Origin of the sequence: uncultured Gilvimarinus sp., assembly GCF_963972205.1 — a bacterium.
Taxonomy (GTDB): domain Bacteria; phylum Pseudomonadota; class Gammaproteobacteria; order Pseudomonadales; family Cellvibrionaceae; genus Gilvimarinus; species Gilvimarinus japonicus.
Genome location: NZ_CAXAUC010000002.1, coordinates 403,174 through 424,175, shown reverse-complemented (window position 1 = coordinate 424,175; position 21,002 = coordinate 403,174). Strand labels below are relative to the sequence as shown.

Below are 21,002 nucleotides of genomic sequence, written 5' to 3'. Positions count from 1 at the left end.
GCGCACATGATGGCAGTAGCGCGAACATGCTCAATAAGCACACAACATGTCGGCATAACTTTTTCCGAGAGTTGGACTCTGATTCGGCTGTGGTTATCATCACTTCTCCGATAAATTTTTGTGCTTACCCTGCCATTGGGCAGGCAGTGGCTCGCGGTGATTAATGCGGACTTCTTTAGTCTCAGAGGCCTCCGATCTATTACCTCCAGCACGCGCAAATATCGCACTTCTAGGTAAAACCTCAATTAAGTGCCAGCCTTTATAGCCCTCTCCCATAGAGATACGGCTTGTGCCACTTTTATCTTTTAAGACTACGCTCGAGGCTGCGCCGGACTGAAAAAGCCCCAATACTTCAACGCTATCAAGCGCATTATTTTGCGGTTTTGCTATAGGCTCTGGCTCTGGCTCTGGCTCAACATAAGGTTTACGCCCATGCCAAAACAAAGGACGCGCAGCTATCACCGTAATATTCGTAGGGGGGGGGGGCGGCACAAACTTCCCCGCCTGCAAAACAGACGCCTTTGGAACTTCACCTACCACTGGCACGGGGCGCAACATAAAAAAGAAGACCACCCCACCAACAACAAGCACAAATACCAACAACGCTAGCGATGTATGCTTAATTTTTTGTAAAAACATATCAGCCCGGCCCTAACGTGAAGCTTGCGCGAAACTGCTCAGCACAATATCGATATTCAACACCTGCTCATCAGTTCTACGCTGCCTTTTAGGTTTAACCTCTAACGTATCAATCACCACGATTGGATTCTGACTGGCCAACATCAACAACAGCTCGGTCAACTGCTCTATATCGCTCGACACAGTTAAGCGTACTCGGATTCGATTAAAATAATCTTGCTCTACTACAGGTAATATCTGGCTGCCATTAACTATTACGCCTGCTTGCGAGAAAAGCTCCCGCAGCGACTGCTGCATATTATTGGCCTGTGCACTAGCCGCAGCCTCTGCGGAGTACGTCAATAGACTCAACTCATTGGCAGAGGTTTGCGCCGCGTTGGTAATATCTTTTTCAACTTTGGCCAGTCCTTTCAAGCGACCAATCTGTGGCTCTAAGCGCACTTTACTTTGATAAAGCTCATAAGAAGACAGAAAAAAGCCAACACCTGTAGCACCTATCACACACAAGCACAGAGCCAGCACACTAATAGCAACCCACTGAGAGGGATTAGCCCGCCTCCACACGCTCATGGTTGTTCACCACTGCGACCTGACAACTGCAACTCTAGCCGAAAACGTTCAATATCATTCTCCCCCACCTTGCGTATAGCCGACAGAGGTTTAACCCCATGAAAATTGGCAATAGCGGTTAAACGCTGAATCAAGGTGGCGGCATCATTAGCATAGCCATCAATCGTCAAGGTGTCGTCTCCTTGCTTATACTCCCCTAGCCATGCGTCATCCTCTAGGCTTCTCGTCAGTATTGCCAAAGGTATCAGTGGTGAGGCGGCGCTATTAACCTCCGCTTGTAGCGCATCAATACGTGCATTATTTTCGGTCAGCTCAGTACGACGTCTCATGGCGGTGCGCGCCTCAAAACGGCTCTGCTCTAGCAAAGACTCTACTTTATTAAACCGATAACTCTGATACAGCCAGGGTAGCGCCATAAGCGACAAAAGCGACACAGTCGCGATCACACAATAAGCACTTACAAGCGCTAACCGCTTACGGTAGTTAGCGTTTCGTTGAGGCTCGGCAAACCCCTCTAACACTAATGTCTTACCCTCACTCTCGGCCCAGATTTCATATGTATCGACGGTGATGTCGGGGTTCGCATCACGCAACAGGCCCATCACACCCGAGCGGCTTGCAATGGCCAACGTTAGCTCGACCGCTGCGCCCCCCGCATCATCGACGCGTTGCCCCACAACAGTATCATCAGCCAAAAATGGACTTGCAGCCGCGACCTCAACATTTACTACTTGAGACAAATGACCCAGTGCTGCTCGAGGCAACCATAAACGACGAATAAGCACATGTGAATCAGGTAACATTACCGCCTGATAATTAGTGCTATTGACTAGCAGTTTAGTAGGGTGCGCATCCTGCCAGCGGTATACCTCGACAGCACTATCAAGCTTCTGGCGCACGGGACAATGGTATGCCCAAATCACATCATGCCAGACACGGCTAAACAGCCCGCTCGCTTGACGCAGATCAAACCCAAATAATTCCCACTGATTATTACTGGACAATGTGGTCACTCTCAAACTCTAATTGCTTCACTCGAAATGCCCGATAGCGACGGCCTAACTTTCGCTTACCAGAAGACCACACACTGCGCTGATAGACAGAACCATCCGCTGCGGCAACGCGCACATCAATTCGCGCACCGCTTGGCACAACCAACCATTCGTTATCGGTAAACTCGTACTCGTTTGTATTACTCCAAGAGGAGCCTGCCACCGCATTTTGTAGCCTGGCGGGCGCATGTAATGAATTAAAATTCCCACCGTTACACCCTGCACAAATCAACCATTTTACTTGCTCAAAAATATCGCGCGTTAAGCCAGGCGCAGCCATAACATCCTCTATCACATATACCGGCGGCCCCGATTGACGGCGCTTCTTTTGTGCCTCGGTTGGGGTTCGCCACTGTATCACAGAATCCGCTAGGGCCCGAGCCACAGCAGGCTCCAAGTCAGTTGCCGCGCCAAATAACAACTGTAACAATTCTGCGTTGGCTGCCATAACATCAACAAGCCCATCTGTGGGGACCACATATACGCGGACGTTATAAGCATCAAACTGCAACACTCCCTGCAGCTCAGTCTTAGCAGCAGGCACCTTTTGGACTAGCCCCTGCAACGCCATGGTTGCAGCCGCATCCCCAACTGCCGCTGCTTTTGCCTGCCCCAGGTACAGCTTAGCTCCTGTCATCTCTGACCGAGACAACCCCATAAGTCCCGCCACCAGCAAGCTCAAAGCCGCAATGAACCATAGCAATAAAGCAAGCGCAACCCCCTTTTGACGTATCGCTAAGTTCATGACCGACTCGGATTCATGGCCACAATAATATCAGGCCAATAACGCCCCGCCACCTTCAGCTTGATCTTCACATGCGAAGGGATACCCAAGTCAGGCTTTTCATCCAAGCCGTCCCAGTCAGAAACCCATTCACTATAGCGATTACTACGATACGCAATAGAAAACGCATCTATGTTGCTGAGTAAAACGTAACTCAAGCCATCACCAGACCAATCGGGCAACTGCAACCCCGAAATTAATTTGAGCACAAGCCGCCCTTCTTTAACCGACAAGTGCGAGGTCCACAGCCCACCGGTACGACCCGCAATAGCAAGGGGCGATACTACTTGAACATAACTCTCGTCACCATAAAAGTACTGGCCCGCAGGAGCACCAAATTTATACCACGTAATAGACTGAGCATCGCTTAACGTTTTACGTAAATACCGCACTACCATCTGCATTTGTGATGACTGCTCAGCTTTTTGCTCTAGCCTCTCTTGAGTGTTTGCCAGTGTCCTCATCGCCGTTACCGTTGCCAGCACAATGAGCGACAAAATCGTAATAGACACCACTACCTCGATCAAGGTAAAGCCACGCGCTTTAGAAGTCATCGGACGGCTCCTCCACCGGCACCACCGAAGGCAAGTGAACCTCTCTCGGGCTCTCGTTACCCCAGCGTACCCACACGTCTATTCTATGCAAACCAGTATCTTCGTCGTTAGGCCCCAGCAACAATTGAGACGTCACCTCCCAATAATAACCGTCATCAGACGACCCTTTGACCGCAACTCCCTCTCGAGGAACTGCACTATAGTTAGCCAATAGCGATTGCGCCATTGTCACCCCGTAGGTGTAATCTTCTGTAACACTAATACTGCGAGTAGCACCGCCAGCAGCCTGATACAGCATACCTAAAGAGATGCCCAATATGGCCACAGCAACCACCATCTCAAGCAAAGAGAAGCCACACTGCCCCCTTTCAACGCTCACGACTCATCCACCGTTTGTTCGACCCGTCCCAGCAGCCAACCCACATGCAACCGCACCCAACGATTATTGCGGCCAACTTTTACGGTACCGCCGGTCGAGCTGCCATCGCTGTAAAAGAGGATCACCGCTGTGTCGGCATCCACCATATACTCTTGTGCTGTTTCAGTCTCCAAATCGACAAAATCAGGCAAGTCACGAATTTGATCTTCGCCATAAGTCAAACGCTTGGCCCGGAGATTAATAGCTACCTGCGTTGACTCGCCCGTCACCATAGCTTTATATCGAGCCGACTCCAAAGCGCGACGGACATCGCGAACCGCCTCACGGTATTGCATTGCTTGATACATTTTATGTGAAGCGGGCACGGACACAGCCAGCAACAACCCGACAATGCTAAAAGCAATCAGTAACTCTAGCAGGGTGAAGCCCTGATGCTTCCTAAGCGACGCAGTGGACACCTGAATAACTTAGCGAACTTGCCAGTTACCCAGGTCGGCGTTATCGCCTTCTCCGCCGGGACGACCGTCAGCACCATAAGACAACACATCAAACTCGCCATTTTCTCCGGGGAATTTATATTGATAGTCATTATTCCAAGGGTCTTGTGGCAGCTCGTTACGGCGCAAATAAGGACCATCCCAGCCAGCAACACTCCCAGGGTTTTGTACCAACGCCTCTAAACCCTGCTCAGTAGTTGGAAATTTGCCAGTATCCAGCATATAAATTTCCAGCGCCTGCTCAAAATCACGAATTTGCACACCTGCAGTGTCAGTTTTAGCACCTCCCAGCTGATTCAACACTTTAGGTCCAACCAAGCCTGCCAAAAGACCGATAATCGCCAACACTACTAACAGCTCCACCAAAGTGAAACCCGCCTGCCGCTTATTACTCATACACCTACCCTTAAAAACGAACTACATAGCCAAATCGTTGACCGACAAAATACCCATTAGAATAGCCACGATAATAAAGCCAATCATGCCACCCATACCTAAAATCAAAATAGGCTCTAGCAATGTAAGGCTGCGCTTAACTCCAGCAGACACTTCATCATCATATACGCGAGCCAACTCCAGCAGCATATCCCCCAACTGGCCCGACTCTTCGCCCACCCGCACCATCTGAATCATCATAGGTGAAAAATCGCCACTGTCAGCCAACGCCTGAGAAACTCGCCCACCTCCTTTTACTGCGGGCGCCAAGGTATCTAATGAACCGCGAATTACGTCGTTCGAGACCGTCTCTGTCGCGATTTTGATCGCATGGAGCACTGAGACACCACTTTCTAGCAAAGTTCCCAACGTGCGTGAAAAACGCGCCACCTCGTACTTATAGACCACCTTGCCAAAGACTGGCAGCTTTAGCAGACGGTCATCCAACACCGCTTTACCCTTCGGGGTTTTAAGCCATCGCTTAACGCCGTAAACCGCCAAGCCCGCTAACACAGCTAGGTAAATTCCGTTGCTTTTAATAGCCTCACCACCAGCAATAACCAACTCTGTCACTAGCGGTAGCGCCTCTCCCATATCGGCAAACAGCATTTCAAACTGCGGCACCACAAACCCCAGCATTACCAGCACCGAGATGAGCGACACCACAGCCAAAATAGCGGGATAGATAAGCGCCGACACCACACTTGAGCGCACCTGCTTAGCGTCTTCTAGCTGCCCCGCCAAACGCGCCAGTATCGCCGCCAAATTCCCGCTAGCCTCGCCCGAGCGAATCATACTGACGTAAAATTCATCAAACAGCTCAGGCTTCTGTGCAAGCGCAGTACTAAACCCCTTACCACCTTTTACCATAGTCAAAATGTCTTGGTACACTTGCCCCGCTGCCGCACTGGGTGCCATATCAATTAGCACTTTCATGGCACGGTCGATGGGGAGGCCTGCGCGCAAGAGTACCGCCAGCTCAGTGGTAAACGATAACACTTGGTTTTTACCAAACGCGGGGCCACCTCTAGAACTTGCTGTTGCCACCGTCGAGTTCAAAGTAATCACCACCAGCCCCTGGCTGCGCAAACGGCTACTGGCGATGGCCTCCGACGGGGCATCAAGCACCCCTTCAGTTAAGGCGCCATCACGTTTGGCGGCTTTGTAAGAGAATTCAGGCATAGATATCATTAACACTGTGGCGCGTCGCTTTAAACGTTACGCATAGTAGCAGAATGGACAGCGTTAGTGGGGCGCACCTGACAGGGGCGATGACACACTAAGCGCCAAGCCCACACTCTAAGCCACTCCACCTTACGCTGCGGCTAAACGATGTCGGCCGTTTCGGTTTGGTCTTGGGTGACACGCATAACCTCGTCGAGCGAGGTTATGCCTACAGCCACGTTACGCAGCCCGTCTTCATACAGAGTGCGCATTCCGCTTTTGCGCGCAGTCGCATGCAGCTCAGTGGCATCAGCACCTGACTGTATCGCCTTGTGCATCGCACCATCCATCACAAAAAGCTCATGGATTGCGGTGCGGCCTTTATAGCCACTGTGCTTGCACTTATCGCAGCCTCGCGCTTCGTGTATGTGAGTTTGGCCATGCTCTAAGAAAAGCGCAAGCCCAAGCTTTGTCGCCTCTCCCTCATGCAGCGCTCGCGAACACTTGCAGTGTTCACACAAGGTTCTAATCAGCCGCTGCGCCAACACACCATTAACGGACGAGGTAATTAAGTAGCGCTCAATGCCCATATCCTCTAATCGGGTAATGGCACCGGCAGCCGTGTTCGTGTGCAAGGTCGATAACACCAAGTGCCCCGTTAACGCAGATTGCACGGCAATTTGCGCTGTTTCGCCATCGCGCATCTCGCCTATCATAATAATGTCTGGATCTTGGCGCAAAATAGCCCGCAAGGAGCGTGCAAAGGTTAACTCGATTTGCGACTGGACCTGAATCTGATTAATACCGTCAATTTGATACTCAACCGGATCTTCAACGGTAATGATTTTTAAGGCCTTCGAATCCAACGTTGACAAAGACGCGTTTAGAGTCGTCGTTTTACCTGAACCCGTTGGCCCCGTCACTAACAACACCCCATGGGAGCGATTTAACAGCCCAGCATAAGTTGCCAGAGTATCCTCTGCGAAACCCATACTGGCAAGGCTAAGTTGCACGCCATCGCGATCCAGCACCCTCATAACAATACTTTCACCATGAACGGTCGGAATGGTAGATACACGCAAGTCTAGCTCATGCCCTTTTACTCGCGTCATAATGCGACCATCTTGCGGCAAGCGCCGCTCCGCGATATTCATGCGTGCCAGCAACTTAATGCGAGAGGCTATAGCCGGTGCTAAACTTAAATCTGGCTTGTTGACAGCATCCTGAATGACACCATCTACGCGATAACGCAGGTGCAGTAGATTCTCAAACGGCTCAACATGGATATCGGACGCGCCTACGTCTAAGGCATGATGAATGATTTGATTAACCAAACGAATAACCGGAGCCTCGCTGGCCAGATCCCTAAGGTGCTCGACAAACTCTGGGTCATCACTCCCGATGGGTCGCTCTTCACCTTCTTCCACTTCTTGCTCAGCAACAGCCCTTAATTTAAGAGCCGCTATTATGTGGGCCTCTAAGCCCAAGTAAACCTTTGGCTTTTTCCCTAGCGCCATCGTTAACGCTTTTTGCAAAAATACACTTTGGGGGTACAAAGCGGAAAAGGCAGGGTCACCCAAACCACTTACAGGCACGACGCTATTATTAAACAAAAATTCCTCTGAGAGCGCAGGCAAAATTACCGGCTCAGCCGGGTAATCAGACTCTGCCAATAAGCAAAAGTCCAACTGATCGGCAAGACAGCGCGCCAAATCAAGCTCTGACACCAAACCAAGTTTAACTAGCACCTGCCCTAAGTAACCGCCCATTTCCGACTGCGCTATAAGCGCTCGCTCTAGGTCTCGGCTAGAGAGCTTACCGCTTTCTACCAAGAACTCACCGAGCTTCACAAAAATACTCATTTTGGTTTGCATACACACTAACGCTGAACATTATTGAGACTGCCCCTTAGTATTATCTGTGACCATAGCCTGTAAAGCGTCATGATTAATATCAACGTCCGTAACTGAGCGGGCCTCTACCACAAGACGCTCTCGTGTTTTGGCGGCCATATCGGCAGATACCTCGCGAATTATATCGTCTTTTACTTCATCAAACGGTTTCCGTGCCGCCGGATACTTTTTATTTAACTTGATGACATGATAACCAAACTTAGTTTTAATAGGTTCACTTATCTCCCCCTCATCCATAGCAAATGCCGCACGAGAAAACTCTTCAACCATTTGCCCTGCCATAAACACGCCTAAATTTCCATTATTTTTCTCTACCGACGGATCCTCTGAATAACGTTTCGCCAAGGCTGCAAAATCCTGTCCTGCGAGCGCTTTGGCCCGTACAGATCGCGCTAGCTCAAGCGCATCGTTAGGTGAGCGATCCCCAACTTCAATAAGGATGTGTGCCGCATCCACCTTCGGCTTGGTCAAGTATTTATCTGTCTCGGCAATGTACACTTCACGGGCGTAAGCATCCCACTCCACGTCGGCCAATGCAGCACGCACCACATCATCTTGCGCCCGGCCTGCCAGCCAACTATTGCGCTGGTATCGCATCTGCCAATCCAACTGAGCTTCATCATACTCGCCTACCTGAGACGCCAAATAGCTGATCATAAAAAGATTTTGCACAATTTTTAGCAGTTGCTCAGGCGATGAGTACACCTCTTGCCTCTGCTTCGAACTTAAACGAAATTTTATGTAGCGCTCCACATCCTCTTGGGTAATACGAATGCTTTCATATTCAGCCAACACTACGTCATCGTCCGGCTCGGCTAGCGCGGGCACACCACTTAACAGCATTACAGCCACAAGCAACCAAAGGACTCGACACCCCATAAACACCTTCCTCTACTCAGAACAAAAAAAGGCACAAACCCAAAGGGTTTGTGCCGTATTACTCAGCACCAAACTTGCTAGTTAGCTGAACCTGTTATCAAATGCTGTACCTTGGCATTACAACCAGAACTCACTGTACAACTTCCTGGGTGATTGCGAACATTTAAGAAGTACTTTGTGCTGGACTCCAAACTACAACGCCACGAAGTAGACCCAGTCTGCTCCCAAAACAGGGTGGTCTGTTTGCCTTTTTTCTCGCACACACCATTATAAGGCGCACCCTCAACAGGCATCCCACCGGCGCATTCAGAAATCCAAATGTCTTTCTCTACCGTAGCGGTGTTTGAGAAAGGTACAAAACCTAGCTGCCCGTTAAATTTAGTATTGGTACCGGTGGTAAAAGGATAACTATGAACACCATTGCGACTCAGATACATAGGAGTTTGCGAAGTGCCACTGGGCCACTCAAAAATGGCACTCTCACTGCGCACATCTACCCCTTTGTAACGCAAATCACAAGCAGGAGCTGAACCCACCAGCGTTATGACAGCGCTTGCCGATTCAGTATTCCAGTTTCCTGCATCGTCTCGAAACTTATTCGCAGCCACACTGATTGTAGCAGTGCCGCCTGCGTCATTGTCACTACGAGTGAACGTCGCCGTCCATACCTCTTGGCTCAACGTGGCGCTTTGCTGGGTTAACCCAGTAATTACGCCATTTGACACATTCACCATGCCCACAGAAAAGTTCTGAATTTCATCATCAAAGGTAAAGGTAACCGTTGCGGTCTCTTCTCCAAGCTCCAATTGTGAGGAGTTTACCGCTACAGTCAACCCAGGCGGCACCTCATCAGGCAACTCACACTTGTTTAAACTTTCGTTAAATGTCATGCCATTTGCGGTATCACAGTATACCGATGGGTCGGCGACCCCCACCCCGACACAGGTTTCTTTAATGCCATCAGAACCTGCATTTCCGCTGCCATCCAGCAAATCTTCTTTTACTGTATTGTCACCACACACAAAATTATTATCATCAAGAACTGGCAAGCCTGGAACCGACGCTGGGTCAAAACTCCCGCCTTGCACAGCGATATTACCCGTAGCGGCGTCGAGATCTAGACTGCTAATGTTTCTCACCACTAGACTTGAATCATCTAGCGTTAATGTTAAATCAGCCGCAACAGCCGTGGCTGACACACTGGCCACCATGCAGCCAAGTATAGCCTTATTAAATATTCTCATGTCACCCTCACAACGTTTTAAAATATCATTTTGTGGCCGGCCGCTTTTTATATTAAGGGCTTGTGCCAAAATCATCGCTCCTGCTATATATCTCCCGCCATCCAACCAAGGCAATTATCGCGCCAAAAGCTCACGCCTTTTTATCAGACACACAAATACCGGTTTAGTTCATTATAAACAGAACACACTAAATTCCAAACACCTATTAAGCAGACAACTCGACCAAATGTCAATTATGTGCACAAGCTTTAACATTTAGCCAAACACCCCATCAACCCCAACGCCAGCTGCAGCTGCCACATAAAAGGCAAAAAAAAACGCGGCCCAAAGGCCGCGCTTTCCTCAAACCTAAAAATGTTAACTTAGGCAGATTAGTTAGAAATATCCCGAGTAGCTTTGTGACTTACTACACCAGCGTAGAAAGCACCATCACCAACCGTGTTATTACTAAATTTCTGGACAGCAAAACCAACTACTGGCAAACCGCTAAAAGTAACAGCGTTGTCCGAAGTTAGCGTGCGCGGGTTACTAGCAGCATCCTGCCCCAGATCCAAACGTGCCCAACCGTTTTCAAACTCTACGTCAAAACCGTACTGAACACGCCCAGAAGGCTGCAGTGCAGAGCTGTAACCTGAGATCGGGTTGCCATCTGCGTCTTTCTCAACATCCGGCCCAAAGAAGCTAATAACGTTAGCCTCTGAACACAATGCAAAACCTGTTACCACAACATCCTCTGGAATCGGGCTGGGTGAGAAGTCAACGCCACCCGCGATCGGATCTTCACCAGGCGTTTGCTCTTCACGATTCCACTGCGAGAATTGAACTTCTTCACAGGCAGCGCCATTGTCCCAAACGGACAGGAACGGATCAGCCGCGGTCGGTAAGTTCACATACTCGTTTTTGGTGGGCATGGTAACAACCCAATCAGTACCCGCGGAAATCACTGAGTCCAGCACGTAATCATTGGAAAGAGTGTCATGCATAAACAATGCAGTAACCGCATCCAAGGATTCAGTGAAGACAGCACTGACAACAGTGTTGCCGTCAATAATGTCGGCATTAGGTATGCCAGAACCTAGGTTAGGCGCGGTGTCGCCTGGACGAGCGTGCAAAATAGTAGCCGCGAAATTATCCAGCGCAACTGCATCGTAGGTAGCATTAGTACCTTCAGTTACGTTTACAATAGTACCGTACCCGTACAGACCACCAGCATCTTCAAAAACCATATTGGCTGTATTGCCGCCCTGACCTGGACCCCACTCACCAACAATGTCATTTGGATCAATACTGTTGGCCGGTACAGTCTCCCAACCGCCAACAACTACACTACAGTCAGAAGGAACGCCTGACGAAGTGTGAGTTACTGCAGCTTCTGCGCCAAACTGGCCTGGAGCAGTATCATCCAAAGTCCCCATTTCGATTATTTCGATATAACCTTCACGGGTACGAGAAACTTCAGAAGGGCCGCCGTCAGCGTTATCGTTTGCGCCGCCATTGTCACTAAACAGCAAATTACGCAGCTCTGCACCCTCAGCAGGGATTGCTGGAACAGTACAAGAGGTGTCCGGCGTAACTAGAATAGCACCATCGGTTTCATCACTGGCGGTGATAACACCTGTCCAATGATCTTGCGGTGAGAGGTACAAGTTAAAGTCAATGACCTCCCAGCTGTTCATTGCCTCAAGCAAGCGAACTTTAACGGCTTTAGCTCGGTCAGTTGTGTTCACAATAGTGAACGTGGTGTCCTGCTCACCCTCTACTGTGTAGTAAGGGTAAATAAGAACCTCGCCGAGGCCATCATCGTTAACATGTACAGCTTGCGCGGTACCTGCTGCACCAGCCAATCCAGCCAGTATTGCCAAAGGTAGAAGTTTTTTCTTCATTGTCTAGCTCCTAGATTTACAAAGTATCGTTTTGTTTTCTGTTAGCGGGCGCCTTGTAGCGCCCTAATAAACTCGATTTACCACCAGCACATGACCGGCCAGATGCTCGACGAACACCCAATCGCGTTCTAAATTACCACACCCTTTCAGCCATAACAATAGCTTAACCGGGCGTTTTAATGCTGCCGTCTGTTTTACACGCCTGTCGCCCAAAAGCGAACCAACGACAGGCCCTGCCAGCGCAACGCATACGCCTCACCAACAACTCCGCTGCGACTGACCGCATAATCTACTACAACTCAGCTACATCAAGTAAGGGCAGTTTAACCGCTGTCCCCACCCGAGGGAAGAGGGAGAGGCAAAAAACCCACACTTCCATGACCCAGCAAACGCCTCTAATGCCACCTTAAGCGAAAAACACCATAGAAATGGGAGATGCATCACACACCCAACTAAGCCAACGCGAGCGCCGCACGCAATTCAGCAAGAACCCCTGAGTAATCAACCCTTGAAAATATCTCTGACCCAACCACAAAGGTATCCGCCCCAGCACGCGCGATGTCTGTCGCATTTTGCACCTTTACACCACCATCTACCTCAAGTCTGACAGCCAGGCCAGCCCCATCAATTAACTGACGCGCATCGCGGAGCTTGTCCAGTACATAGGGGATAAACGACTGCCCACCAAACCCAGGGTTAACCGACATAAGTAACAACACATCCAGTCGCCCCAACACTTGGCGCGCCACCTCCACTGGCGTACCCGGATTTAACACCAAGCCCGCCTTGCAACCCAAATCGCGAATAAGAGCCAACGAACGATCCAAATGCCGTGTCGCCTCAGGATGGATAGTTATATAGGTTGCACCTGCAGCGGCAAATTTTTCTATGAGGGCATCGACAGGATCAACCATCAAATGAACATCTATAGGCGCAGCAATGCCATAGTCTCGCAACGCTTTACACACCAGTGGCCCCATCGTTAGGTTAGGCACGTAGTGATTGTCCATTACGTCAAAGTGAATCATGTCGGCCCCAGCGGCCAGCACAGCATCACACTCAGCACCCAAGCTGGCAAAATTGGCACTTAATATAGAGGGCGCAATGACCATCTGACCTTGATTAAAACTCATACCTACCTCTTGACAACAGACAATTAAGGAGTACGCAGCATGCCTAACTCCAGCAAAGCGCACCCACCTCAACACACTACAAACCTATCACCCTCAATAATATCACCCCTCACCTACCCTCCGCAGGCCTGACAATGACACCCCCAGCCTGCGCCTCACTCAAAACAAGATATTGTGTCACAGCTGACGTATGGTAGCATTTACCCATTCATCTTTCTTAACAAGACTGACGCAAACCATGCTCACCAACTTACGCCGCTGGCGGCCCTTTGCAAAGTTAGGCAAGCCAACTGAACAAACAAACTTTTCCGTCCCTGTACTTTGCTATCACAGCTGGCAGCTTGGTGACAATTATACCGACGACAACCATTTTGCCATGGAGCAAGATCTTAGAACGCTCGCTTCAATGGGGTATCAGATCTTACCGACCGAGCAGCTTATTGCGGTATTATCGGGGAAAGTATGCCCAAGCAATATTGCCAATAGAAAGTTAGCTTGCATCACCTTTGACGACGGCAAGCGCTGGGATTTTTACGACGGCGTTCGGAGCAACGGCAGCAAAATTAAAAGCTTTCGGCGTATTTTAACAGAGTCACAAAATGCGGTCCCCACTCACTTAAACGGTGCACGATCGCTTGCCTTTGTAATTGCCTCGCCCGACGCGCGCAACGAGCTTAGCCAAGCTTTCAGTGAACCGCCGGATTACTGGACCCATGATTGGTGGAAGAAAAGCGCGAAGGAGGGTATCGTTGGCGTTGCAAACCATAGCTGGGATCATGTACATGATGCCCTAAAGACTGTACGCCAAGCCGAGAACAAAAAAGGTTCATTTTTTAATATTGAAACTTATCCAGACGCCCATGCTCAAATTGCGGAGGCACAGACTATTATCGACAAGATTGCCGGCAAAAAAAGGATTTCGGTTCTAGGCTATCCTTATGGGCACGCTCCAAGCTACCTCAGAGAAGAGTTTTTACCCACATACGGTCCAAGCATAGGCCTTAAGGGGGCAATGAGTACAGCAGGACGAGCAGTAACCAACGACACAAACATTTGGGACATCCCTCGCTTTGTTTGCGGTCACCACTGGAAGACACCAACTGAATTTTCCGAGCTAATAAGAAGCACTGAAGCTTCCTCATAAAGCACCCACAACATACCCACGAGATCAACGCCAAAAATGAACCAAGCGCCCACTTGCAATCACAAGAGCTCCTCACTCCAAGTCATTGAAGTTGACTCTGCCGAGTACTTAGTTGGCAACTTGTTTAAGCGTCGCTTCAATACCGATACTTTTCCCCAAGAGCCCTTTCATTTTGTCGCATTTGCTAAGAGCAAAGACGGCTCATTATCCACTCTAGGCTATGTTCATTACTACATAGATGGAGAGGATGCACTTTGCGGAGGGCTAGTTATCGATAACCGCAACTACAGAAAGCTCTCGGCGAGCGATCGAGGCGCTATACGCGACCAAGGTGGTGTGGCGCAACTGCTGCTCACACACTCTTTCGCAAAACTGCCCAACAATTTGGTAGGCATATGGGGCTATGTGGGCGACAAACAATCCAAAAAGGTCTGCCTAAGGTCAGGCTTTGAAACAACTTACCACAAGCACATCCTAGTTGTCTGGCGGGCATCATCATTAACCGACGAGCAAAAAACATTGCACGTAAAGCGTATAGAATCTATCGGAGCTTTTTAAGCACTGAACTAAATCACGTGCAAGAAGCTGCAAAACTCATTTGAAACCACCTTAATATGCTGCACTAGGCCTAGCCGGGCCAACCAGGTTACTTTTTTGTGCTTGTTCTCGCTGTAACAAGCACGCTAGGCTTTTTATTGCGCTTAACAGCCCGATTACAGTATCCTACCGACGTTTATTGCCTTTAAATCTTTACCGTAATGTTGCTCACCCGCAAGAGTCCACCACACTTCGCGATAATAACTCCATGCCGATACTCGCCGATAACCACAACAGGTTCCAACCAAAACTACATGGACTGCGCGGTCTGGCAGCGCTGGCGGTGGTGCTATTTCACTGGGCCAGCACTTATCCGGTTATGGAGCAGGCGCCAGAATACCTCAGGTTTATAACGGGGGCCAGTCAAACTATCTTCAACTTTGGCTGGATCGGTGTATTGTTGTTTTTTGTGTTATCAGGATATTTACTTGGGGGGCGTCTGTTAAACACCAGCCTAACGAGTGAGGTTTGCAAAAGCTTCTGGCTCAGAAGGTGTCTACGTATCTTTCCGGCCGTATGGCTGCAATATGCCGTTTTGTTGCTGCTTGCAGCCGTGGGCGTTAAAGGTATTACCGCTCCCAATGGCTGGCTCGACAGCATTTTGAACTTTTTCCTGCTGATCAACCTTCCGCCAGTGCTGCCGCGAGCCATTAACTTGGTGTGGTGGACATTACCTATCGAACTTTCATTTTATGCCGTACTGCCGTTGCTAATACTGGCCATACGTAAGATGGGGTGGATTAACTTTGGCATTGTCACCTTTATTGGCTGTGTTTTATGGCGCGCCAGCATAATGTACCTGTACCGTGAAGAACCAAGCTACGGCCCCATACAGCCTATACTGGACTTACTGCCCGGTGCGCTATTCTCCTTTACTGCGGGTATGTGCGTCGCAGCACAGCCCCGCCAACTAAATCATCGCGCGCTTTATGGTTGGCTCGCAACTGCTATTGGGTTGCTACTGGCGATGTGCGGGTGGCTGTCAAACGAAGCAGAGGGCTACTGGACCGGACATTGGATGCTGGCCGTATGGAACCCCCTGATATCTGCGGCCTTATCTGTATTAGTGCTTTGTAGCACCTACCCACTTAAGTGGCTTGGCTTTCTCGCAACACGCCCCGCCGTTTGGCTGGGCGAGATTAGCTTTGGAATTTATTTATGGCACTATCCTATTTTAGTAATTATCAACAAGTACTTGCCCCACTGGAAGAGCTCCGCTACCGGCGGGTTACTTGCCTTTGCTGTAACTATGCTTGGCTCTTTACTTTTGGCGCAACTTAGCTTTTGGCTGATTGAAAAGCCGGCCATGAACTCGAAACGAAAAACAAAGAGACCTGCATGCTAAACAACCAAAAAGTGGCGGTAGTACTACCCGCTTATAATGCAAGTAAAACCCTCGAGACGACTTACCGAGAAATTCCGATGAATGTGGTGGATATTGTGATATTGGTGGACGATGCCAGTAAAGACAACACCTCGGATGTGGGGCGGCAACTGGGCATCGAGCATATTATTGTGCACGAGCGTAATAAAGGGTACGGCGGCAACCAAAAAACTTGCTACCAAAAGGCGCTCGAGTTAAAGGCCGACATTGTGGTGATGCTGCACCCCGATTACCAGTACACACCCAAGTTAATTACCGCCATGGCCTCTGTTATTGCCGAGGACTTATACCCTGTGGTACTGGGCTCGCGCATACTCGGTGGAGGTGCGTTACGCGGCGGTATGCCAGCGTATAAGTATATAGCCAACCGGATGCTTACAGCGTTTCAAAATTTGTGTACGGGAGCTAAATTGTCGGAGTATCACACGGGCTACCGCGCGTTCTCTGCCGATGTGATACGAAGCTTACCACTGGCGCAAAACAGCGACAATTTCATTTTTGACAATCAAATGCTATCGCAAATTATTGCCCAAGGACACACCATTGGTGAGATCACTTGTCCTACCAGGTATTTCCCAGAGGCGTCGTCCATCCGTTTACTGCCCAGCAGTATTTACGGACTAGGGGTTATTAAGGTCTCTGTACTGCACGCGGCAAAGCGCTTAAAAGGTTTGTTTTGCGGGGCGCCCAAATCGTGAAGCAGACAGTAAACCCTGCAGCAAACAAAGAAAGACTTGTCCTGTTGTTGGTTATGGCTGCGCTTGCAGGGGCTGCGGCTTGGCTTAGGTTATGGCAACTGCCGTTGCAGCTTATCGCTGATGATGAATGGCACGCGCTAAATAAGTTGGTGGCATCGGATGCTTGGGGGATTTTTACCTCGTTCGGCCACGCCGACCACAGCATCCCGTTAACACTTTACTATTATGCCATCTCGCAGTTTACCCCGCTTACCGAGAGTATTTTACGCGCGCCCATGATTGTTACGGGGCTTATTACGCCCGTGGTTATACCGTTATTGTGCGGGCGCTTCCTAAGCCGCAAAGAACAAATAATGCTGTTTGTACTGCTGTCGCTATCACCTATGCTTATTTATTATACGCGCACCGCACGGCCCTACGCATTATCAACGTTTTTAACAGGCGTAGCTGTTGTGGCATTTTATTTGTGGACCACAAGACCTTCTTTGGGCAAGTCGGTCATGTATGTGCTGTGTTGTAGTTTATCGGCTTGGCTGCAGCCAGTTACGCTTACTTTTTTGCTAACGCCGTTTTTATTTTACGGCGTTAAAAGCTTATATATGTGTCGCAAGCTAGGGCAACCGCAGCTTTTTTTACGTTTGCTTGCGCTTGGGATTACGCAGCTGGCAGTGCTTGTTTTATTAATTGGTCCGCCCGTTTATGCAAACTTAAGTGATATAACTGGCAAAACAGGCAACAATTCGCCAACACTTACCAGCCTGACGCTAACTTTTCAGCTGCTGCTTGGTAGCGTTTCTGTATTTTACGGGGTTATTGCCTTAGCAATAACAGCTTTTGGCGCTTACACAATATGGCAACGCAACCGCGAGATCGCCCTTTACCTGGCGATAGGCATATTGCTGCCGTTCGTGGTGATTACCAGTAGTGGGGCCGCCTGGATACAGCACGCTTTAGTCACCGCACGATACGGTCTCCCCATATTGTTACTGCTGGGCATTTTTATGGCGGTAGGTGCGACGCGGATTATTTGCCTTGCGGGTCAGAGGCTTTTTAGCTTGGCGATCATTGTTTTTGCCTCTGTCATTTATTTGGCGGGACCACTGCCGCGAATATACTCGCCAGAACTTAACCAGTTTACCGGCCACATGGCCTATCAAGCTGATTACCGCTGGGAGGAAAATATCTATAATGTTGAGCTGGACAACCGACCCGTCTCTGGGTTTTACAGGCTTCTTGGCGAGCAACCGCATAAAGAGCTTAATATTGTCATAGCCCCTTGGTTTTTGGAATGGCACTGGGACCGCTGGTATATTGATCAGGCTGTGCACCAACAGCAGGTAACTGCCGGTTTTCTAGACGGCTTTTGTGGCAGTCGGTTTTATGGTGAATATCCGCCCGACAATACACAAATTGCGCTAACCAATGTGGTGCACGTTGGTGAGCTCGTCAGCGATAGCAACCGCAAAAACTACGACTACTTGGTTTACCATAAAAACGCTTCGAGGGGCGCCCAAGATGCTGCCCGCTACCAAGAGTGCGGCGCTAAAGTACGTGAAATATTTGGCCCACCAGCTTACGAAGACGAAGAGCTAGTGGCTTATTCACTTACCGACTGAGCGGGATGTTATGGGGCGAGTATTAGCCAGAGGCTTGATAGCACTTAGCGTAATTGCGTTTCTAGCAGGTCTGTTTTTTGCCAGCCCACTGTCCGATGGGCTTTTAACGATGACGGTACAAGCCAATGCCTTAATGCAAAGCGCACCGGTTACTTTTACCTTATTATTTTTTATCAGCTTTGTCGCTGTTACTTGTGTGGGATTACCAGGCGGGGCGCTATTCTCGATTTTAAGCGGCTATTTTTTTGGCTTTGGTATGGGTGTTACCATCGCCTTGGCGGCCACAACCACAAGCGCCCTAGGGACATGGGGGCTGATTAAGGTGGCATCTTTTAACGTTGCACCCAATACGTTAACCGCACAGCGCAATGCGGTACGGCGCTTTATTCTCGCCACTGGCTTTTCAGCGCCATTGCTTATTAGGGTGATACCTATATTTCCGTTTTATTTAGTTAACGTATCGCTATCTGCCTCGGGCATAAGCTTTACCAGCTACGTTAATTCAACCGTGCTAGGCCTGCTACCCAGCACGATGGCGTTGGTTAGCATCGGTAAAGGGGTGCAAGATACCGTCGCCAACCAAGCCATTTCTTTGAGTGTATTACTAACAAATCCACATTTTTATCTACCGCTGACGGTGCTGACGGCTTTAACTTTGTGCGCTATTGTGCTGCAGCGCCGGGTCGCTCAGAGTCAATCTCATTAAGTAACCGTAACCGCTCTGGCGTACCCACATCACTCCACCGCCCCTGATAAACCTGCGCTGTGAGTTGCCGTAAAGCAAGAGCACTGCGAAACACCTGAGCTAAGCCAAACCTAGGGGTAGCACTTAGATAACGCGACACCAAGCCTGGGTTAATAACGCTCATGCCGGCAAAGGTATACCCTAGGTCGATACCTGTGCGAGCAATCAGATATCCTTGCTGCACGGAGAAGTCGCCCTCGGCTTTAAAGTCTGGGTTAGGCACCAGCACCAAGTGGCCTTGCGCGCCTCTCGTCAGCCCGCGTTTTGCCAGGTCCGCAAAATCAAAATCAGTAAAAATATCCGCATTAAGCAATATAAATGGCTCGCTTCCCAGCAGTGCGGCGGCATGAACAATTGCGCCACCGGTTTCGAGGGGTTCGGGCTCTTGCGAATAAACGACTTGCAGCCCCCACGCCGAACCATCCCCCACAAACTCTTGGATTTGTGCGCCGCGATAGGCGAGGTTAATGATAACCTCAGTAATACCGGCGCGGGCCAGCGCCTCTAGGTGGTAGGCAATTAACGGCTTACCACGTACAGGAATGAGCGGTTTGGGCAAAGTATCGGTTAGCGGACGCATTCGTTTGCCAAGGCCGGCCGCGAGAATCATGGCCTTCATATCACCCCCATCACATTTACATCAGACAAAGGTTGCGATTGATACCACGACTGAGCCTTACACGCTGGCACGATACGAGCGGCAAACCAAGCGGCAAAATCTTGCAGTTCTGGGTAACTGGCGGCAACCTCTTGCACGTAGAGTATGACACGAGGTAAATCGGCCAAATATGTCGACTTACCATCGCGCAAGTGCAGACGGGCAAAAATACCCAACACCTTGATGTGCCGCTGCAATCCCATCCAGTCAAAATCGCGCAGATAATCATCTGGATTGGCAGGAGGCATGACGCCAGCATCAATAGCCATGTCACCATAAGCCAGCGCCCAGCGACGGACATCAGCAGCGGGCAAACGCACATAACAATCACGCAATAGGGAGACCAGGTCATAGGTCACTGGCCCCACTACCGCATCTTGAAAGTCAATGACTCCCAAACTACCGTCGGCTTTTATGAGCAAGTTACGCGAATGGAAATCCCGGTGCATAACAACCTGAGGCTGCTCCAGCGCCCGCATCGCCAGGCGACCGAATACACCCTCTAACATTACCTTTTCGTCAGCGTTCAACGTCAAGCCCAATAAAGGTCCCACAAACCATTCAGCGAACAATCCGAGCTCTCGGCAAATAAATGCCTCATCAAATACAGGCAGCAACGCGACATCCTTAGGCGCTTGGGCAATAGCCAGCAAGGTAAACAGTGCCTCGCCATAAAGGGTCAGCGCGCGCTCGCTATCCAGCTCGGCACCAAACTCACGTGAGCCAAAGTTCTCTAGAAGCACAAACCCACGGGGAACATCAACAGCCCGAATGTCCGGCACAGCCACTCCAGCGCCGCGCAGCAATCCCGCCACTTGCACAAACTGAGGTGTATTTTCGCTGGCAGGCGGCGCATCAACGGCCAGCAGCTCAGGGGCTGAATCAACGGTGTAGTATCGCCTAAAACCTGCATCACCGGCGCAACGCGCTAAGGTTATAGGCTGCCGCAAAACCTCTCCAGCCCACAGTTTTAGGGCATCTTCTCGCTCTTGTTTACTATCCAACCAAGCACGCTCCAACATTAGCCATTACAC

General features: G+C 49.8%; 22 protein-coding genes. 6 read left to right on the top strand and 16 right to left on the bottom strand.

Translation table 11 applies throughout. The annotated features are described in order from the left end of the window. Positions 1-99: 99 nt before the first annotated feature. The 14 genes from AACY82_RS06425 to rpe form a co-directional block, all read right to left on the bottom strand. Entirely contained in the window at positions 100-639 is a 540-nt protein-coding gene (locus tag AACY82_RS06425) for a hypothetical protein (protein ID WP_339615956.1), read from the bottom strand. A gap of 12 nt (positions 640-651) precedes the next feature. Beyond that, positions 652-1,209, bottom strand: a complete 558-nt coding sequence (gspM, locus tag AACY82_RS06420) for a type II secretion system protein GspM (protein WP_339615955.1) — start codon at positions 1,207-1,209, stop codon at positions 652-654. Further along, entirely contained in the window at positions 1,206-2,222 is a 1,017-nt protein-coding gene (locus tag AACY82_RS06415; protein ID WP_339615954.1) for a PilN domain-containing protein, read from the bottom strand. Before AACY82_RS06415 ends, gspM begins: the two co-directional genes overlap by 4 nt. After that, complete coding sequence (locus AACY82_RS06410; protein ID WP_339615953.1) at positions 2,203-3,006, bottom strand: hypothetical protein; 804 nt, start codon at positions 3,004-3,006, stop codon at positions 2,203-2,205. Before AACY82_RS06410 ends, AACY82_RS06415 begins: the two co-directional genes overlap by 20 nt. Beyond that, positions 3,003-3,599, bottom strand: a complete 597-nt coding sequence (locus AACY82_RS06405; RefSeq protein ID WP_339615952.1) for a prepilin-type N-terminal cleavage/methylation domain-containing protein — start codon at positions 3,597-3,599, stop codon at positions 3,003-3,005. Before AACY82_RS06405 ends, AACY82_RS06410 begins: the two co-directional genes overlap by 4 nt. Next, the gene (locus AACY82_RS06400; RefSeq protein ID WP_339615951.1) at positions 3,589-3,978 is read right to left on the bottom strand and encodes a prepilin-type N-terminal cleavage/methylation domain-containing protein; all 390 of its coding nucleotides are present in this window, start codon (positions 3,976-3,978) and stop codon (positions 3,589-3,591) included. The genes AACY82_RS06405 and AACY82_RS06400 overlap by 11 nt, the downstream gene beginning before the upstream one ends. Next, the gene (locus AACY82_RS06395) at positions 3,975-4,436 is read right to left on the bottom strand and encodes a prepilin-type N-terminal cleavage/methylation domain-containing protein (RefSeq protein WP_339615950.1); all 462 of its coding nucleotides are present in this window, start codon (positions 4,434-4,436) and stop codon (positions 3,975-3,977) included. The genes AACY82_RS06400 and AACY82_RS06395 overlap by 4 nt, the downstream gene beginning before the upstream one ends. A 9-nt stretch (positions 4,437-4,445) precedes the next feature. Then, positions 4,446-4,871: a type II secretion system major pseudopilin GspG gene (gene gspG, locus AACY82_RS06390; protein ID WP_339615949.1), complete on the bottom strand. Its 426-nt coding sequence runs from the start codon at positions 4,869-4,871 to the stop codon at positions 4,446-4,448. A 21-nt stretch (positions 4,872-4,892) separates the two neighbouring features. Then, positions 4,893-6,092 carry a type II secretion system F family protein gene (locus tag AACY82_RS06385; protein ID WP_339615948.1) on the bottom strand — a complete coding sequence of 400 codons (1,200 nt, stop codon included), beginning with the start codon at positions 6,090-6,092 and terminating at the stop codon, positions 4,893-4,895. 143 nt (positions 6,093-6,235) lie between these two features. Beyond that, complete coding sequence (locus AACY82_RS06380) at positions 6,236-7,948, bottom strand: GspE/PulE family protein (protein WP_339615947.1); 1,713 nt, start codon at positions 7,946-7,948, stop codon at positions 6,236-6,238. Positions 7,949-7,966: 18 nt separating this feature from the next. Continuing rightward, complete coding sequence (locus tag AACY82_RS06375; RefSeq protein WP_339615946.1) at positions 7,967-8,866, bottom strand: peptidylprolyl isomerase; 900 nt, start codon at positions 8,864-8,866, stop codon at positions 7,967-7,969. Between the two features lie 77 nt (positions 8,867-8,943). After that, a complete protein-coding gene (locus AACY82_RS06370) occupies positions 8,944-10,179 on the bottom strand; it encodes an Ig-like domain-containing protein (protein WP_339615945.1) in 1,236 nt (411 codons plus the stop codon). 302 nt (positions 10,180-10,481) lie between these two features. Continuing rightward, positions 10,482-11,993, bottom strand: coding sequence for a hypothetical protein (locus tag AACY82_RS06365; RefSeq protein WP_339615944.1), 1,512 nt, complete (start codon positions 11,991-11,993; stop codon positions 10,482-10,484). A 452-nt stretch (positions 11,994-12,445) separates the two neighbouring features. Beyond that, on the bottom strand, positions 12,446-13,126 hold the full coding sequence (rpe, locus tag AACY82_RS06360) for a ribulose-phosphate 3-epimerase (RefSeq protein ID WP_339615943.1): 681 nt from the start codon (positions 13,124-13,126) through the stop codon (positions 12,446-12,448). Positions 13,127-13,316: 190 nt separating this feature from the next. On the opposite strand from rpe, the gene AACY82_RS06355 reads away from it, so the two are divergent. The 6 genes from AACY82_RS06355 (at position 13,317) to AACY82_RS06330 (ending at position 19,271) form a co-directional block, all read left to right on the top strand. Beyond that, entirely contained in the window at positions 13,317-14,270 is a 954-nt protein-coding gene (locus AACY82_RS06355; protein WP_339615942.1) for a polysaccharide deacetylase family protein, read from the top strand. Between the two features lie 36 nt (positions 14,271-14,306). Beyond that, complete coding sequence (locus tag AACY82_RS06350) at positions 14,307-14,828, top strand: hypothetical protein (protein ID WP_339615941.1); 522 nt, start codon at positions 14,307-14,309, stop codon at positions 14,826-14,828. A 247-nt stretch (positions 14,829-15,075) separates the two neighbouring features. After that, positions 15,076-16,212, top strand: coding sequence for an acyltransferase (locus AACY82_RS06345; protein WP_339615940.1), 1,137 nt, complete (start codon positions 15,076-15,078; stop codon positions 16,210-16,212). After that, a complete protein-coding gene (locus AACY82_RS06340; RefSeq protein WP_339615939.1) occupies positions 16,206-16,949 on the top strand; it encodes a glycosyltransferase family 2 protein in 744 nt (247 codons plus the stop codon). Before AACY82_RS06345 ends, AACY82_RS06340 begins: the two co-directional genes overlap by 7 nt. Further along, positions 16,946-18,565: a hypothetical protein gene (locus tag AACY82_RS06335; RefSeq protein ID WP_339615938.1), complete on the top strand. Its 1,620-nt coding sequence runs from the start codon at positions 16,946-16,948 to the stop codon at positions 18,563-18,565. Before AACY82_RS06340 ends, AACY82_RS06335 begins: the two co-directional genes overlap by 4 nt. Positions 18,566-18,674: 109 nt before the next feature. Continuing rightward, complete coding sequence (locus tag AACY82_RS06330; protein ID WP_339615937.1) at positions 18,675-19,271, top strand: VTT domain-containing protein; 597 nt, start codon at positions 18,675-18,677, stop codon at positions 19,269-19,271. Here AACY82_RS06330 and murU read toward each other — a convergent pair. Both murU and AACY82_RS06320 read right to left on the bottom strand, forming a co-directional pair. Further along, the gene (murU, locus tag AACY82_RS06325) at positions 19,228-19,929 is read right to left on the bottom strand and encodes an N-acetylmuramate alpha-1-phosphate uridylyltransferase MurU (protein WP_339615936.1); all 702 of its coding nucleotides are present in this window, start codon (positions 19,927-19,929) and stop codon (positions 19,228-19,230) included. The two genes, AACY82_RS06330 and murU, sit on opposite strands and share 44 nt — an antisense overlap. Continuing rightward, positions 19,926-20,990: a phosphotransferase gene (locus tag AACY82_RS06320; protein WP_339615935.1), complete on the bottom strand. Its 1,065-nt coding sequence runs from the start codon at positions 20,988-20,990 to the stop codon at positions 19,926-19,928. Before AACY82_RS06320 ends, murU begins: the two co-directional genes overlap by 4 nt. Positions 20,991-21,002 lie beyond the last annotated feature (12 nt).